The following is an 18,303-nucleotide window of genomic DNA, read 5'->3' as shown; positions in this document are numbered from 1 at the left end:
CTTATCAATCACCTTTTTACAAATGCGAATATAGACTATTGGAGGGGATAGAATGCAAGATTTGAAGGGAAATGGAGAAGTACTTAACCATTTAAGCAGATTACATGGATCTGAACTTTGACACAACTCATTGATTCGTTTCTTTATTAATTTATTATACTCTTCAGGGATAGAAATAGAATTTATCTACAATATTAAACTAGCTTTCAAAGTTAAGTGAGTGAAGCAACTTTTACTTACCCCCCCCTTTGATTCTTAATATTAAAGCTATTTTTGAAAAGAATTATCGTAATTATTTCAACATGAGAGGTCCCTGAGCATAAATTATGGATAAAACCAACTTTACAAAGGGGAATACTCATCATGATTCACCCGTATACGGAATTACGATATATAAATGATCAAATGGGTTTTGGAGTATTTGCGACTAAGTTCATACCAAAGGGAACTATTGTCTGGGCTTTAGATGAACTGGATCAAATTTTAGAACCTAGCTTTATAGAAAGTCAAAGCAAGTACAGTCGTGATGTACTTAAGAAATACTCCTATCGTAATCAAGATGGGAAATACATTCTATGTTGGGATCTTGGTAGATATGTAAATCACAGTTTCCATGCCAATTGTATAGGGACAGCTTATGAATTTGAAGTTGCTGTGAGGGATATTTATCCTGGGGAACAATTAACGGATGATTATGGTTCATTGAATATTGATGAACCCTTTGAATGTATCCCTGAAGATGACACCGAGCGAACCAAAGTCAACCCAGATGATTTACTTTATTTCTCTGAAGAATGGGATCAAATGGTTATTGGAGCCTTAAAGCACTTCTATGACGTGGATCAACCATTGCTTCATCTTATTAGACCAGAATTTATGGATAAAATAAAAATCACGGCTAAGGAACAAATACTATTCGATTCAATTAGGAGCATTTATTACGACCGAAATAAATTTAGTTAAGGTTATCTGCAGGCTCCTTTCATAATTAATCACCTAAACCCTTCTTATATAAAGGACCCTTAGGTCTTCATCGATCTAAGGGTCCTTTACATATTTTATTAATTACTCATAAGAACGTTCTAATTCATCAATCAATGAACCTACGTAAGATACTGCCTTACGAATTGGATCAGGCTTCGACATATCTACCCCAGCATGCTTTAATAGCTCGAGCGGTTTCATTGTTCCACCTGCACGTAGTACTTCAAGCCAACGATCCACCACTGGCTGTCCTTCTTCCTGAATTAATTGTGACACAGCTGTAGATGCCGTTAAGCCAGCTGAGTAGGTGTAAGGATATAATCCCATGTAATAATGAGGCTGTCTCATCCAAGTAAGGCTTGCACCTTCATCGATTTCAACCGTGTCACCCCAGAATTCAGAAAGAACAGCCCCTTTTACTTCTGTTAAAGTTTTGGCTGTAAGAGCATTTCCATTTTCAGCTAGGGTATACACTCTTCGTTGGTATTCAGCCTCCAGTAAATGAGTAACGAAATTATGATAATAGGTTCCAAGGAGTTGAAGGATGACCCAGCGTCGCATTTGCTTATCTTGATTTTGAGCTAGCAAATGCTGTCCTAATAATAGCTCATTCATAGTTGATGGTGCTTCAATAAAATACATGGATGGGCGGACATTCATGATTCTCTGATTTTTATTCGCTAAATAAAAATGTCCCGCGTGACCGTATTCATGTGCTAATGTAAAACATCCACGCATATTATCCTGCCATGTGATAAGGATATATGGATGTGATCCGTATGGGCTTGAGCAGAATGCACCCGTTGATTTTCCGACGTTATCTGCAAGGTCAACCCATCTTTCTTTTAATCCTTTTTCAACAATTTCACTATACTCAGGACCCAACATCTTTAACGAATCATGGATGAGTTTACTAGCTTCTTCATAGGTAACTTTCGGATTAAAATCAGGATCCAGTGGTGCTTTCAAATCACAAAACATCATCCGATCTAGTCCTAAAACATTCTTTTTTAATTGGGCAAAGCGACGCATATGTGGTGCCAATTCATTATAAATGATATCTAATTGGTTATTGTACATTTCCAGGGTTACTTGATGCGGTTCCAATAGCATGTGGGTTACGGACTCATATTTACGCAAGCGAGAAAGCGTCACTTGCTTCTTGACCTCTGTAGAGTATGTAGTTGCAATTGTGTTTTTATATTGCTTTAAGGTTGAAACAAATGATTTATACGCTTTTCTACGAACATCTGTGTCAGGAGAAAACTCATATCTGCTTTCAAACAATGCAAAGGATACCGGCAATTCGTTTCCTTTTTCGTCATGGATAGAATCAAATGACATATCTGCCAATTTTGCCATTTCATAAATTTTATATGGAGCACTATGAACCTCGCCTAGTGCAGCAAGTACTTCCTCTGTTTCAGGGCTTAACTTATGCTTTTTTGTTTCAAGAATTTCTAATAAATTTTGCTTGAATGGTGCTAGTTCAGCTTCTTCCAGTAGATATTTTTCTATTGTTCCTTCTTCCAAAGCCAGGATCTCAGAAGAAATGAACGACAATGCTGCCATCAATTTTGACCTTAAGTCAGAAATTTTCGAGGAGTTTGCTTGATTAACAGGATCTGTTCCATCAGTAGATTGTTTTAAACCAGCAAATGTCATAACGTTTATTAGTTTCATAGTTAACTGTTCTTGGGCGAGAAGGCACTCCAGCAAAGCTTTTGGCCCGTTAAATAAAGTTCCTTTAAAACTATCAAATTTCTTAATATCTTCTTCAATTAACTTAAGTTCATCTTCCCATGCTTGATCGGATCCAAATAAATCTGTGAGATCCCAAGTTAATTCCGCAGGTACTTCTACACGAGTAAGTCGTTTTTCGATTGTTTTTTCCATTTTTTATCTCCTCCTTATGTATAATGATATATTGTTAGAAAATTTAGTCAATAAATCAATTTTTATTTTACCATTCATCTTTTGGAACACCACATTCTTTCCAAAAACTTATAGATGGAAAATTTTTGCACATAATCTAAGTACTTTGAGTTAGACTTTTTTCGAATAGTATCTTCATTTAATGAACATTTCCAATATACGTAATAAACTACTAGTAAAAATCTATTCTTTTACTCACATTAATGATTACAGACATGTAATTAAATTATTGTAGGAGGGTTTTAATAGGTACACGGAGAAAATAAAGACTTAATGTTCAATAACTATTTCCAATTCTTTTAACAAAGGGTCGTTTAAAATGAAAAAAATAAGGGATTATTTAACTTATATTTTACACATAAATACACAAAAAAAATTATTGATAATGTTTTTGTTTGTTGCGATGATTCCTTTGTTGACATTAGGACTAATCTCTTATTACCAATCATCAAAGGTAGTGAAAGAACAGTTAAGAAATTATAATCAATTTGCAGGTGAAAAGATTCAAAAGGAACTAGATCGTATTATCGGAGATATGTATTTTAGTGTGGCATCTATAGAGCAATATATAACAGACCAATCCTCCATCGAATTAAGTGACCAGCAACCTAAAACGTACTCTGATTTTAAGGAAGAAATAAATTTGGAGAGATTGATTCAAACACATCAAAAAGTAGACATAAAAGGAATCTATTTGTTTACAGAATCAGGATATTATTACGGCGATAGAAATTTGAATATGGAGGAAATTCGAAAGCTAGGGATTTATAAAAAAGCAAAACAAAAGAAGAAAACCGAAATTGGAATCTATACTCCAAAGCACTACAAATATAATAATCCAAACAATGTCATTGGACTAGTTGTTCCGCTTAATGTTTCATATGGCGTTTTAAAAAATAGCTTTATCTTAATTGAAACGGATGTCGATGATTTATTTAAAATGATTAAGGTTTTGGAAGATGACTTAAATTCTCGTATTTCAATTTATAATGAGTCAGGGGAATATTTGTATCGTACGCGTAGTAACGATAAAGATTTAGAAAATGATATTGTTTGGACGGAGTCTACCAAAACAAATAATTGGACGATTCAATTTAGAATCCCTAATGGAGAATTTTATAAGTCAACTAGAGTGATATTAAAGGTCGTTACAGTCGGAATGGTTATTGCTGTTTTTTTAGCTATGGTTTTATCTTTTTTATTTTCAAAACAATTCACTAGTAAAATATTGAAACTAAAGCTTGCAATGGAAGAAGTTAGCAATGGGATATTTGATATGAAAGTACCTATACAAACGAAAGATGAAATTGGAAAGCTGAGTCATCATTTTAATAGAATGGTATATAGAATTAAGCAATTGATGGAGGAAATTAAGGAAACCGAGGAAATGAAGCGAGAAGCAGAATTAAAAGCGGTTCATTATCAAATTAATCCTCATTTATTATTTAATACTCTTAACTCCATTCAGTGGAAGGCACGTTTAGATGGCAATCAAGAAATTAGTAAGATGTTGTTTCATCTAACGAAGGTTCTTCAAGGGAATTTAAATTTCACTATTGGATTGATTTCTCTTAAAGAGGAACTGGAAGCGATTCAGCATTTTTTAGTCATTCAAGAGCTTCGATACGGACCTAATTTTACGTTTCAAATCCAAATGGACAAAAAGCTTGAACAAGCATTAATTCCGAGAATGACTATTCAACCGATGTTAGAGAATATATTTTTTCATGCTTTTGAAGATGGAAAAGGTGATATTCACATTGAAGTAAATGAAAAAGAAGACTACTTTGAACTTATTTTAAAGGACAATGGAAAAGGCATGTCACTGCAAAAGGTAGACACTTTGTTTTCCATTCCTACAAACCATTCCAATGTTAGAGGAATTGGGCTGTACAATATACAGCAGAAGTTTTACATACATTTTGGGAAGAACCATCGAATCATGACAAACTCCATTGAAGGACAAGGTACGATATTTTCAATTTATTGGCCAAAAAGGTGGGTGGATAAATGTGATGAAAGCACCAAGTATCAAAGTATTAATCGTTGATGATGAAACCATCGTCCGTAAAGGCTTAATGGCAACTGTAAATTGGAATAAGTATGGAATGAAAGTGATTGCCGATGCTCCGAATGGAAAACGAGCTTGGGAAGAATTTATTAAACACCAACCGGAAATCGTAATCACTGATATCGTAATGCCGGAGGAAAATGGACTTGATCTTGCAAGGAAAATAAAGGAGAACCATCCACAAACAAAAATTTTACTTTTAAGCTGCCATAAAGACTTTGAGTACGCCCAAGAAGGCTTGAAGATTGGAGCATCTGGATATCTTTTAAAGACAACCTTCGAAGATGAAGAAATGGATCATTTTTTATCTACTTTTAAAAATGAAATTCAGGTAAAAAATCCTGAAAAAGAAGAGGATAATCAAGATTATCCAAAAGTTATTATCACTGTTAAGGAATATATTGTCACCCATTTATCCGAGCCAATTTCTGTGAACGGAATTGCAGATTTCGTTGGTGTTAGTCGAAGTCATTTAAGTACAATGTTTAAAAAGAAAACAGGTATCAGCATCCATGCTTTTATAGAAGAAAAGCGAATTGAATTATCTGAGCAATTATTAAAATCGACTGCTTTAACAATCCAAGAGATTGGAGAAAGAGTTGGAATTCAAGACGCAAAATACTTTAGTAAATGGTATAAAAAATGCACAGGCTCTCCCCCTTCTAAATATCGATCCAAACAAAAGTACACCTTAAGCAAACAAATTGACAAGAATCATTAAAAAGTAAGATAAAAGTACACTTTAAATCAAACATATAGAAGTTTTTAACCGCTTTCATTCGAGATATAATGAAAGCGGTTAATTTTTTTGAAAATTTAGTTTTTTTAAAAAGGGGGAAGAGGTCGGATGAAAAGAAATAAGTGGTGGCTTATATGGATGGTATTTGTTTTACTACTAGTTTCAGCATGTAGCTCAGAGGATGCTTCAAGTGAAAATGATAAAAAAGATGGCAAGAAGGTACTTCGGTTTGCCACTTGGGATTCGGGAGATACATTGAAGATTCAACAAGACATTGCTAAGGAGTTTGAAAAGGCAAACCCTGATGTGAAAGTTCAGGTAGAAGCATATGGAGATGGATTTGATCAAAAACTTGCAGCTTCGTTTGGGGCCAAAAATCCTCCAGATGTAATGTATATGTGGGATTTCTCAACTTATTATCAGTCATTAGAACCACTTGGAAAATATGTGGAAAATGACGAAGAAATCAAAATGGATGATTTTTACGAAGGCCTATTTAATTACTCCAGTGTTAATGATGATTTATATGGCATGCCAGCTGGTTTTACAACCATGGTTGTTTATTATAATAAGAAGTTATTCGATCAATATCAAATTCCTTATCCAACCAGTGAGTGGACATGGGACGATTTTACAAAGATTGCTAAAACATTAACAGATAAAAGCAAAAAGCAATACGGATTCGGTGTAGCTTCTGAGCCAGATACGTATGATTTACAAGGCTTGATATGGAGTAATGGTGGAAGCTTTGTTAGTGAAGATGGAAAACAAATCGATGGATATATGAACAGTCCTGAGACGATTGATGCAGTGCAAATGTACGGAGATATGGTGAAGGATGGAATGGCTGTACTAGTTGGAGGCAAAAATCAACAGAGTGGAAGCGATATTTTTAAATCAGGCAAGCTTGGAATGTATATTAGTGGTATTTGGCCATTGGAAGGCTTTAAAGAAGCTGGAATTGATGTAGGTACTGCTACTATCCCTGCGTTTGGGTCTAAACCTGTGAAAGGACTCATTGCATCATCCGCTGTTTCTATCGCTAAGGATTCTAAACAAAAGGATTTAGCTTGGGAATTTGTAAAATTTTATTCATCTGATCAAGCAATCAAAATGAGAAAAGCTGATCTTCCGGTTCGAAAAAGTGTCGTTGAAGAGACAAAGATTACTGAAGATGAAATTTATAAGCCTTTCTATACCATGCTTGAAAACTCCACGAATACACCTGCATTCCTATTAAACTCGAATTGGAATGAGATCAATCGCAATCTTTCAGCTGCAATTAATGCTGTCATGCTTGGACAGGATGCTGAAGAATTATTAAATAAAGCAGTGAAGGATTCAGACAAATATGTAAAAGAATAAGCTGCTATAGGAGGATTCCAATGAAGCCCAGTACTAGTTTCCATTCAGTAAATCCCTCTATACAGGTTAAAAAGAAAAAGCAGTGGGGCAAGCTTGCCCCTTATTTTTTCATATCACCCTGGATTGTCGGGTTTTTACTATTTACCTTAGGACCTTTATTGTTTTCACTTGTGATTAGCTTTTTTGAATGGCCCATTGTAGGAGAAAAAAAGTTTATCGGGTTTGAAAACTATATCGTTATGTTTACGGATGATCCGTTATTTTGGCATTCACTTTGGGTAACAGTAAAATTTGCCTTACTATTTGTACCACTCAATATTATTTTGTCCCTCTTTCTTGCCATTCTTTTAAATAAAAAATTAAAAGGAAGCTCTATATTCAGAACCTTCTTCTATGTTCCATCGGTCATTTCTGGAGTGGCTTTAGCGATGATTTGGGGCTGGGTCTATAACGGAGAGTATGGTATTTTGAATTATTTACTGTCATTAGTGGGAATTGAGGGCCCAGATTGGCTAAATCAACAAGGGTGGGCTTTGATTGCTATGGTGCTTGCCAGTCTGTGGGGGCAAGGAACTATGATGCTCATCTTCTTAGCCGGATTGAAAAATATCCCACAAGATTTATATGAAGCAGCGGAAATAGACGGAGCAGGAAAGATTTATTCTTTTTTTAAAATTACATTACCACTTTTAACACCTACACTTTTATTTAATTTAATCACAACCATTATTAGTGCTTTTCAGCAATTGACCTTAGCTTTAGTGCTAACAGGTGGAGGTCCACTTCAATCTACTTACTTTTATGCGATGTATGTGTACGAAAATGCTTTTAAGTATTTTAAAATGGGTTATTCCTCTGCTAATGCTTGGATTATGTTTTTAATCGTACTATTTTTAACATTACTTGTGTTTAGATCTTCATCTGCATGGGTGTATTACGAAAATGAAGTAAAAAATGAACATTCTTAAAGGAGGGTGCTGGGATGAGATTGAAAAGCAGACTTAGTAATGGATCTATTTACGTATTATTGATTTTTTTATCTTTATTATTCTTAGCTCCATTCCTTTGGATGGTTACGACTTCATTAAAGTCACCTGATGAATTATATCTTTTTCCACCTAAATGGCTTCCGTCATCGTGGCATTTTGAAAACTTTGCAAAAGCATGGAATAGCCAGCCCTTTAACCTATTTTTAGTAAATAGTGTGATTGTGACGATTTTGACCACATTGGGGCAGATTATTTCCTCTACTTTAGTTGCATATGGATTTGCACGGTTTACGTTTAAAGGAAGAGATTTTTTATTTATCGTTCTTTTGGCAACAATGATGATTCCTTGGGAAGTGACGATGATTCCTTTATATATGGAGTTTAATTTCCTTGGTTGGATTAATACATTAAAGCCACTTATTGTACCATCCTGGTTCGGATCGGCATTCTACATATTTTTATTAAGACAGTTTATCATGTCCATTCCAAAAGAGCTGGATGAGGCTGCAAGAATGGATGGAGCAAATGCTTTTCAAATTTATTATCGTATCCATCTACCATTAATGTGGCCCATTATTGTCTTAATCGCTGTGTTTAACTTTTTATCGAGCTGGAATGATTACTTAGGTCCACTAATCTTTTTAAATGATCAAAGCAAATATACGTTGACTTTAGGATTAGCCCAATTTAAAGGAATGTTTGATGTAGACATGGAAGGAATCATGGCAGTTACTTTCTTAATTAGCATACCGCCTCTGCTTTTATTTTTCTTCGCACAAAAATATATCGTTAATGGCGTATCTTCAAGTGGTCTCAAATAATCATGGTGGATGAATTTCGGTTCATCCATTCTGCCTTTAAGGAGGAGCTTTAGGTGAAAATAGAGGATATGAAAATTCCTTTTAGCCGATATGGATCTTTTCTAGTCATATCCCCGATTTATTTTGGCGACTATGATCAAAATGCATTATATATACGGATGATTCGAGGCGGGGATGAAAAAAGCGGTGCTATTTTTAAAATCAATTTAGTGGAAGAGGAATTAGTTTTACAAGATTATGAGGTGGAATTTTCCCCGCACCTACTAAGACTTATCGGAAACAAAGGGACATTAGAATGCTGCTTTAGCTCGGAGAGTACGATAAGAATCAAGGGGAACGGCCTCAGTCTTCAATTAACGGCACTTACTGGTTCATATGATTATGCATTGGCTTGCCCTGACCAATCTTGGGAGATTAATAGCTTTAAACAAAAGCGGCGTTTTCGGATTATCCCAATCGAGGGAAACGTTGATGTTCGAGCTCCTTTTGAAGTGGATAAAAGTAAATTTATACACATTATATGTCGTCCTAATGGCTCGGATCAAACCTTTGAAACGGCCATTTCAGACTATCAAATTATCTTTGAAAAAGATACGAGCCTAGAACTGAGCTTTATAGAATCTGTAAAAAGGGTAGAGGACGAATTTACATGCTGGAAAGAGAAAACGCTAAAGGTACCTGACCAATATAGAAGCGGATGGGAAATGGCTTCATATATTACATGGTCTTGTGTTGTAAAAGCTGAAGGACTCTTAACCCGTCCAGCTATGTTTATGTCCAAAAATTGGATGACCAATATATGGAGCTGGGATCACTGTTTTAATGCGATGGCTTTAATGAAGGAACAGCCGGAATTAGCCTGGGACCAGTACTGCATCTTTTTTGACTCACAGGATGAAAGTGGCGCATTACCAGATTTTCTTAATGATCAATCCTCCTTGTGGAATTGCTGTAAGCCTCCCATTCATGGATGGACATTGAAATGGATGATGGAACGTTCCCCTTACATTACAAATGAAAAATTAAGTGAAATTTACGACCCATTGGTTAAATGGACGAATTGGTGGTATATCCACAGGGATGATGATCATGATGGAATACCACAATATAATCATGGCAATGATAGCGGTTGGGATAATAGCACTGTATTTTCAGAGGGAATTCCGGTCGAAACACCAGATTTAGCAACCTTTTTAATTATTCAAATGGATGTGCTAGCAACAATTGCAAAGCGTCTTGGTAAAACAAATGAAGAAAAAGCCTGGAAGAAAAGAGCAGATGAAACTTTAAACAAAATGATGGAGCACTTTTGGACTGAAGATGGATTTCAAGCTTGCTTATCTGGCTCCCACAAGCCGATTTCATCTCAAAGTCTAATTTTGTTTATACCGTTCATTTTAGGAGATCGATTATCCAAAATGCAAAAAGATGTGTTGTTACATCGTTTGCTCCATCAAAATCAATTCGAAACAGATCATGGATTTGCGACTGAAAGTTTGGCAAGTCCTTATTATCGACAAGATGGCTATTGGCGTGGCCCTATTTGGGCTCCATCTACAATGCTATTAATTGAAGGGTTAAAGGCGATAGGAGAAATCGATCTAGCAAAGAAAACAGCAGAAAATTTCTGTACAATGGCAAACCAGTCGGGGATGGCTGAAAATTTTAACGCTGTATCAGGGGAAGGCCTTCGTGATCCCGCATTTACTTGGACATCTAGTGTTTTTCTAATTCTAGCGCATGAGTTATAGGGTGCCTTTTGGCATTAACGAGTCAATTTCCTTATTATTTCATCGGTCCTACACCCATGAAGAGTTCATCATATCAAAAAATAGTTTAATGGCTTAATAGCAGTCATGGGCTTGCAGTTCTCCCAGGTCGTTTAAAGGAAGAGCTTGAGCCTATTGCTAATTGGTTGAAGCGTTTAGAAGACTTATAGCATATTCCCAAAGGCGGGATTCATTTTGTTAATTTCTAAAACGCTCATTACTTTCTTCATTAATCTAAATGAGAATGTTAGGAGGTTTATAATGCTAAAACAAGACTATTTCCAATTGAAGGATCAAGTTTGTGTTGTAACCGGAGGTGCTTCAGGAATCGGATTTGCCACAGCTGCGCTTCTAGGAGAAGTAGGGGCAAAGGTTCTTTTACTAGATATTAATGAAGAAAACGGGTATAAAGCTGCAGTTGATTTGAAAAAGGATGGATATATGGCGGAGTTTTTACGGTGTGATGTGACGAATGCCAACGATTGTATAGCTGTTAAACAATTTATTGAAGAACATTTTGATACTGTGAACGTTCTTTTTAATAATGCAGGTGTCATAAAACGAAAAACAGTAGTTGATTTAGAAGAGACTGAATGGGATCTGGTCGTTGACGTCTCATTAAAAGGGGTTTATTTGTTATCAAAATATTTAATTCCACTAATGGCTAGTGGAGGAGGCGGAAGTATCATCAATACAGGATCAGGTTGGGGAATTAAAGGAGGAGACCAAGCAGCAGCCTATTGTGCTGCGAAGGCAGGAGTGGTCAATTTAACGAAGGCAATGGCTATTGATCATGGCCCAGAAAATATCCGAGTAAACTGCATTTGCCCGGGTGATACGGATACCCCTTTGTTAAGGGATGAAGCGAAGCAATTAAATCGGAAAGTGGATGTTTTTTTAGCTTCATCGGCTGTTGGTAGACCTTTATCAAGAATCGGAACACCAAGAGATATTGCCAAAGGAGTGTTATTTCTAGCAAGTGACTTATCATCGTGGATCACAGGAACAGAACTTATTGTTGATGGTGGAGGATTAGCCTAATCAGTACCATAAAGTAAAAATAAATGCTAGCTAAACAAGGAGGGGTATTGTTATGTCACAAAAAGTACATCCATATATTCCAAATATGGTTCCGGAAGTTCAGGAGGAGATGCTGAAGGTTATCGGAGCTAAATCAATTATGGAATTATATTCCTGCATCCCTGATGAACTTCAACTTAAAGCGGATTTAAAGATTCCTAAAGCCTTAACGGAATACGAGCTTCGCCGTCATATTGAAGATACGCTGAAAAAGAACATTAGCACTAACGAATATATAAACTTTTTAGGTGCGGGTTGCTGGCAGCATTTTATCCCGGCAGTATGTGATGAAATTAATCAACGATCGGAGTTTGTCACCGCGTATGCTGGTGAACCTTATGAAGATCATGGTCGTTTTCAAGCACTTTTTGAGTATCAAAGCTTAGTAGCTGAATTAGTAGATATGGATGTTGTGAATGTACCAACCTTTGATTGGGGGCAAGCAGCTGCTACCTCTATTAGAATGGCTTCTCGGATAACGGGTAGGAAGAAAATACTACTAGCTAAAACCGTAGCACCAGAGCGTAAGAAAATTATCATGAATTACGGATCACCTGATTTACAATTCGAATTTGTTAAATTCGACATTGAATCAGGAGAACTCAATTTAGAGGATTTAAGAGCAAAATTAACGACAGATGTAGCGGCATTCTATTACGAAAATCCATCCTATCTCGGTTTTATTGAATCGCAAGGACAACAAATTTCTAATCTACTTAAAGAAAAAAAGACATTAATGGTAGTAGGAGTGGACCCTATTTCGCTAGGAGTAATAGCACCTCCAAGTCATTATGGAGCTGATATTGTATGCGGAGATTTGCAGCCGTTAGGTATGCATATGAATTTCAGTGGAGGACAATCGGGGTTCATTGCGACTCATGATGATCCGACCTTCATTAATGAATTTCCATCCAGGTTATTTGGAATCATTCCAACCGTAAAAGAGGGGGAATATGGCTTTGGTGATGTAGCATATGACAGAACATCGTTTGCTCATCGAGAAACAGGCAAGGAATCGGTTGGGACTCAAACTGCTTTATGGGGGATTACAGCGGGTGTGTATTTAGCTTTATTAGGTCCACATGGTATTCAAGAAGTAGGGCAAACGATTATGCAAAATAGTCAATATGCTGTCCATCAGTTAAATCAAATTGCGGGAGTTAAGGGATCACGCTTCGTTTCACCATTTTTTAAAGAATTTATCGTCGACTTCAATGAGACTGGTTATACAATCGAACAGATTAATAAAATGCTTCTTGAAAATAGAATTTTTGGTGGGAAAGATCTTTCTCAAGAGTTCCCAGAGCTCGGTCAATCAGCACTATTTTGTGTAACTGAAGTACACGCAAAAGAAGATATTGACCATCTTGTAACAGCCTTAAAGACCATATTAACCAAATAAATAATACCTAGAGTGGAGTTGGTAAACATGAAATTTATTCAGCGTAATAATAAAACGCGCGATTTCCATCAAGCAAAATGGAATGAACCAGTGATTTTTGAGCTCCATCATCCAGGTGAAAAGGGAGTGGAGGTACCACCTGTACATGAGAAGGTTGCCATAGCTGTTGGTGATGGAATCTCGGTTATTCCAGCTTCCATGCAAAGAAAAGGGAAGCCTAATCTTCCGGAAATTGGTCAAGCACGCGTATTGCGACATTATCTTAGACTATCACAGGAAACGCTAGGCTCGGATTTTAACGTTGAAATCGGTCAAGGTACATGTACGATGAAGTACATTCCAAAAGTAAACGAGATGTTAACACGTAATCCTAAAATGATGGAGCTTCACCCGTTACAACCAGAAGAAACGGTTCAAGGAATGCTAGAGATTTTCTATAAGCTCGACTTATGTATGCGCGAAATTTCGGGGATGGACTATTTCTCTTTTCAGCCGAGTGGAGGCACACAAGCTCTTTTTACGATGGCGTCGATTGTTAGGAAATATCATGAACAACGAGGCGAAGGTGAAAAACGAAATGAAATCATTACCACCATCTTTTCCCATCCATCTCAAGCTGCAACTGCAGTGGTAAAGGGCTATAAAATTATTACTCTCTATCCAGATGAAAATGGGTTCCCAGATATTGAAAAGCTAAAATCGGTTGTATCAGACAGAACAGCAGGCTTTGTTGTGGCAAATCCAGAAGATACGGGAATATTTAATCCGAAAATTAAGGAGTTCACGAAAATCGTTCATGACGCAGGAGGGATTTGCTATTACGATCAAGCCAATGCGAATGGACTATTAGGCATCACGAGAGCAAAGGAAGCAGGCTTTGATATGTGCTTCTTTAATTTACACAAAACTTTCGCTGCACCACATATGTGTGGAGGCCCAGCAACAGGAGCTCTAGGAGTAACCGAAGAATTAAAAGAATTCTTACCTGTACCAATCGTGGAGCATAAGGATGGAATATATACTCTACAATACGATTTAAAAAATTCGATTGGTAAGGTTCGAGCTTTTCATGGAGTGGCACAAACTGTTTTACGCTCTTATGCTTGGATTCGTGCTCTTGGAGCTGATGGACTGAAGGAAGTCGCAAAAATTGCCGTCTTAAATAATAACTATATGTATCACAACGTAATGAATATTAAAGGAGCAAGTGCACCGTACGTCAAAGGACATCGATTAGAGCAAGTTCGATATAGCTGGCAACAGTTAACCTATGAAACGGGTATAACGACAGAGGATATCCAAAGAAGAATGACTGACTTCGGTCTTCACTACTGGACTAGTCACCATCCATATATCGTCAAACAACCATTTACACTTGAACCTACAGAGTCTTATTCAAAGCAGGATTTGGATGAATATATTTCAGCACTTGAGCAAATTTCGAATGAAGCTTATGGGAATCCAAGCAACATTTTGAATGCCCCGCAAAATAGTACGATACACAAATTAGATGAACAGGATTATTTAGATAACCCTGAGAAGTGGTGCATCACTTGGAGTTCATATTTGAAAAAAGCGAAAGCTCGCCATCATGTGTAATAAATTTGTAGATATATGGGTTTAGTATGGAGTTTTTTCAAAATTATAAATATTTTATGTGCTGGTTAGAATGTAAGATTAAATTTTGTATCATTAGGCTGTTTTCGTAAAGTTTGTTGCTTTTTAGTGCAATTTATAAATACATGTCTGAGGTGATTGTAGCGGAGGGCACTTGACTCATGCGGGAAATAGAGGGAAGTGGGAGACCCCACAGGCGGAACGCCGAGGAGGCTCCCACCCTCCCCGCGGAAAGCAAGTGCCTCTCGCTGCAATCAACGGGCAAACTTTAGAGTTTAAAACACAATATATACGAAAAGAGCCTTTCATTAAAACTGATGGTGACTCGAAAGCAAAGGAGTCACCCTATCTTTTTCTGTCAAATCGTAATGAATGATGTTGAGGTGAAAATACATGACTAACACAATGTTTACGAAAGAGGATATTAATAACCAAGCCTTACTACATAGAAATCGATTAAACCCTAGAACACATTTTATTTCGTACATAAACGAAGCAGAAGCGTTGGTTTGGAATAGAGAAGCTGCCTCTAGCTTTCAATTGCTCAATGGCAGTTGGGATTTTTTTTACGCTGAGCATTCTCGTTTAGTACCGAAAGACTTTTTCGAAGCTGCCTATGATTCTAGTGAGTGGGATCATATTCAAGTGCCTGGGGTTTGGCAGCTGCAAGGATACGGGAAGCCACATTATACGGATTTGTATTATCCCTTCCCTGTAAACCCGCCGTATGTACCGGAAAAGAATCCTACTGGTTGCTACCGAAGGGAATTTTATCTTCCGAATGAATGGGATGGTCGGAATATTCATCTTTGTTTTGAAGGAGTAGACAGTGCTTTCCATTTGTGGATCAACGGACATGAAGTTGGATTTAGTAAAGGCAGTCGGTTGACCTCTGAATTCGATATTACTCCTTATGTAAATCAAGGGAAGAATGTAATCTCTGTCCAAGTGTATCAATGGAGTGATGGTTCGTATCTAGAAGATCAAGACATGTGGTGGTTAAGCGGTATTTTCCGTGATGTTTATCTCGTATCCCTGCCTAAAATCCATGTATATGATTTTCATGTAACGACTGTTTTAGATGAACAATATGAAGATGGATTAATGAATATTTCAGCAACCATAAAAAATACTGCCGACAATTCACAAAGTGTTACTCTAGAATACAAGCTTTTAGACGTATTCGAATGTATAAGCGAAGGCATGGTTTCTAAGGGAGAACGGATATCAGCAAACGATGAAAAAATCGGCACCCATCAGGCTCATGTTCCAGCTCCAAGAAAATGGTCTGCGGAAGATCCTAATTTATACACCCTCTTACTCTATTTAAAAGATGAAGAAGGTCATGTGCTCGAAGTTATTCCTTACAAAATTGGTTTTCGTTCCATCGAAATAAAAGAGGGAAATCTTAAGGTAAACGGTAAAACGATCATGTTCAAAGGGGTGAACCGTCACGATCACGACCCTGATACGGGAAGAACGGTTTCTTTAGAGAAGATGAGACAGGATATTATCATGATGAAACAGTATAATATCAATGCCGTTCGAACTGCGCATTATCCGAACGATCCACGCTTCTACGATTTGTGTGATGAGTACGGATTATATGTGATTGATGAAACAGATCTTGAGACACACGGCTTTGAATTACTAGGTGATGCGAATCGCTTAAGCAATGATCCTGAGTGGGAAGCAGCTTATGTAGAACGGTTAGAAAGAATGGTAGAGCGAGATAAAAATCACCCTAGTATTATCATGTGGTCATTAGGTAATGAGTCGGGATTTGGCTGTAATTTTGAAGCAATGTATAAACGATGTAAAGAACTAGATGCCACTCGCATTGTCCATTATGAAGGCGATCGTGAAACAAAAGCAACCGATATTTTTAGTACAATGTATTCATCCGTCGAAAAAATCATAGGTTTTGCTAATGCAGAAAACTGGGAAAAGCCACATATCTTATGTGAATTTGCCCATGCGATGGGAAATGGACCAGGCGGACTGAAAGAATATTGGGATGCCTTTTATCAATTTAAGCGTCTTCAAGGTGGATTTGTTTGGGAATGGATTGATCACGGTTTACGCCAATTCACAGAGGATGGTGAGGAATATTTCGCCTATGGTGGGGATTTTGGTGACGTTCCGAACAATAGCAACTTCTGTATGGATGGACTAATTCGTCCAGACAGAACTCCATCTCCAGGATTATATCAATATAAAAAAGTCATTGAACCGATTGTCGTAGCATCCACTAATATCGAAAACGGCGAATTGATCATTGAGAATCGTTATGATTTCTTATCTTTAGATCATGTCAATCTTTCGTGGAATGTAATGGGTAATGGAAAGATGGTTGAAAGTGGGAATATCGCATTACCTGATCTACCAGCAGGTGAAAAGGTGAGTATGACGATTCCTTACAAAAATCAATTATTACCTTCAAATATTGAGCCTTACTTAAATGTTTCCTTTACCTTGAAACAGGACACATTATGGGCGAAGCAGGGACATGAAATTGCTTGGGCACAATTTAACCTTCCTCTTAGAAAAAGAAGTTTAATAGAGAAGAATAGGAATCAAAACAATCGTCCACTTACGATTGAAGATAGGGATATAAATCTAATCGTTAAGGGAACGGACTTTGAAATTACTTTTTCCAAAGTACTAGGAACCATTACGAAGTGGATTCATCAAGATCAAATCGTCATGCTAGATGGACCCAAAATGAACTTTTGGCGCGCAATGACCGATAATGAAATGTACATTGTAAAAGAGTGGAAGGAATTCTACCTTCACCTACTGGAGCATGATACAAAAACGATACAATTTGAGCAGATTGATGACTGTAAGATAAAAATTCACATTGGTACTCATGTAGCACCAAGAGTTCTAGATTGGGGTATCAATGGCAGCTATAAATATACGATTTTCAGTAATGGTCAGATCCAATTAGCCGTCAAAGGACAACCTTATGGAAAGCTTCCAGCCACTTGGCCAAAAGTGGGTCTTGAAATGAAATTACCTTCCAATCTATCTCAAGCAAGCTGGCATGGAAGAGGACCGTTGGAAAGCTATCCGGACAGTAAGCTAGCATGCAAAATGGGGCTGTACAGAATGTCCGTTGATGACCTGTTCTTCCCATACGTATATCCACAGGAAAACGGAAATCGATCCGATGTAAAATGGGCCAGCTTCCATAATGGGGTTAATTTTGGCCTATACGTCAACGGAAAAACGAGCTTCAACATGAGTGCATATAACTATACGAAGGAAGACATCGATGAAGCCAAACATCTATACCAATTAAAAAAACGTAACTTTATTACCTTAAACCTAGACCATCAAGTAAATGGATTAGGTAGTAATAGCTGCGGTCCTGGACCGCTTCCTGAATACCAGTTGAAGCCTAAAACTTTTGAGTATGAAGTAACTTTTATACCTTATTTTGGAAGTGGTGTATTGAGTAAAGATTTAATGTGATTAATAGAAAATAATCGACAAGTGCCTGGCACTTGTCGAATTAGCAGTGGG

At 37.0% G+C, this 18,303-nt stretch carries 12 protein-coding genes; 11 read left to right on the top strand and 1 reads right to left on the bottom strand.

The genetic code is table 11. The features are described from left to right. Positions 1-363: 363 nt before the first annotated feature. Positions 364-963, top strand: coding sequence for an SET domain-containing protein (locus G3O09_RS08670; protein ID WP_163101096.1), 600 nt, complete (start codon positions 364-366; stop codon positions 961-963). 102 nt (positions 964-1,065) lie between these two features. Here the strand turns inward: G3O09_RS08670 and pepF are convergent, their stop codons facing one another. Then, positions 1,066-2,880 carry an oligoendopeptidase F gene (gene pepF, locus G3O09_RS08665; RefSeq protein WP_163101095.1) on the bottom strand — a complete coding sequence of 605 codons (1,815 nt, stop codon included), beginning with the start codon at positions 2,878-2,880 and terminating at the stop codon, positions 1,066-1,068. Between the two features lie 358 nt (positions 2,881-3,238). Here pepF and G3O09_RS08660 point away from each other — a divergent pair, with 358 nt between their 5' ends. From G3O09_RS08660 to ebgA, 10 genes are all read left to right on the top strand, one after another. Continuing rightward, on the top strand, positions 3,239-4,969 hold the full coding sequence (locus tag G3O09_RS08660; RefSeq protein ID WP_163101094.1) for a sensor histidine kinase: 1,731 nt from the start codon (positions 3,239-3,241) through the stop codon (positions 4,967-4,969). After that, positions 4,935-5,711, top strand: coding sequence for a response regulator transcription factor (locus tag G3O09_RS08655; protein WP_163101093.1), 777 nt, complete (start codon positions 4,935-4,937; stop codon positions 5,709-5,711). The genes G3O09_RS08660 and G3O09_RS08655 overlap by 35 nt, the downstream gene beginning before the upstream one ends. A 126-nt stretch (positions 5,712-5,837) precedes the next feature. After that, positions 5,838-7,094 carry an ABC transporter substrate-binding protein gene (locus G3O09_RS08650; RefSeq protein WP_163101092.1) on the top strand — a complete coding sequence of 419 codons (1,257 nt, stop codon included), beginning with the start codon at positions 5,838-5,840 and terminating at the stop codon, positions 7,092-7,094. A gap of 20 nt (positions 7,095-7,114) precedes the next feature. Next, positions 7,115-8,062, top strand: coding sequence for a carbohydrate ABC transporter permease (locus G3O09_RS08645; RefSeq protein ID WP_163101091.1), 948 nt, complete (start codon positions 7,115-7,117; stop codon positions 8,060-8,062). 14 nt (positions 8,063-8,076) lie between these two features. After that, positions 8,077-8,904 carry a carbohydrate ABC transporter permease gene (locus tag G3O09_RS08640; RefSeq protein WP_163101090.1) on the top strand — a complete coding sequence of 276 codons (828 nt, stop codon included), beginning with the start codon at positions 8,077-8,079 and terminating at the stop codon, positions 8,902-8,904. A 68-nt stretch (positions 8,905-8,972) separates the two neighbouring features. Next, on the top strand, positions 8,973-10,655 hold the full coding sequence (locus tag G3O09_RS08635) for an amylo-alpha-1,6-glucosidase (protein ID WP_163101123.1): 1,683 nt from the start codon (positions 8,973-8,975) through the stop codon (positions 10,653-10,655). Positions 10,656-10,934: 279 nt separating this feature from the next. Continuing rightward, positions 10,935-11,714 carry an SDR family NAD(P)-dependent oxidoreductase gene (locus tag G3O09_RS08630; protein WP_163101089.1) on the top strand — a complete coding sequence of 260 codons (780 nt, stop codon included), beginning with the start codon at positions 10,935-10,937 and terminating at the stop codon, positions 11,712-11,714. A 52-nt stretch (positions 11,715-11,766) separates the two neighbouring features. Beyond that, positions 11,767-13,155, top strand: a complete 1,389-nt coding sequence (gene gcvPA, locus G3O09_RS08625; RefSeq protein ID WP_163101088.1) for an aminomethyl-transferring glycine dehydrogenase subunit GcvPA — start codon at positions 11,767-11,769, stop codon at positions 13,153-13,155. Between the two features lie 27 nt (positions 13,156-13,182). Next, entirely contained in the window at positions 13,183-14,754 is a 1,572-nt protein-coding gene (gene gcvPB, locus G3O09_RS08620) for an aminomethyl-transferring glycine dehydrogenase subunit GcvPB (RefSeq protein ID WP_163101087.1), read from the top strand. A 411-nt stretch (positions 14,755-15,165) separates the two neighbouring features. Continuing rightward, the gene (gene ebgA / locus G3O09_RS08615) at positions 15,166-18,252 is read left to right on the top strand and encodes a beta-galactosidase subunit alpha (protein WP_163101086.1); all 3,087 of its coding nucleotides are present in this window, start codon (positions 15,166-15,168) and stop codon (positions 18,250-18,252) included. Positions 18,253-18,303 lie beyond the last annotated feature (51 nt).

The organism is Peribacillus alkalitolerans (assembly GCF_010882125.1).
Taxonomy (GTDB): Bacteria; Bacillota; Bacilli; order Bacillales; family DSM-1321; genus Bacillus_BN; species Bacillus_BN alkalitolerans.
Note: the sequence above shows the minus strand (reverse complement) of the source record. Positions and strands in the feature narration are given on the sequence as shown.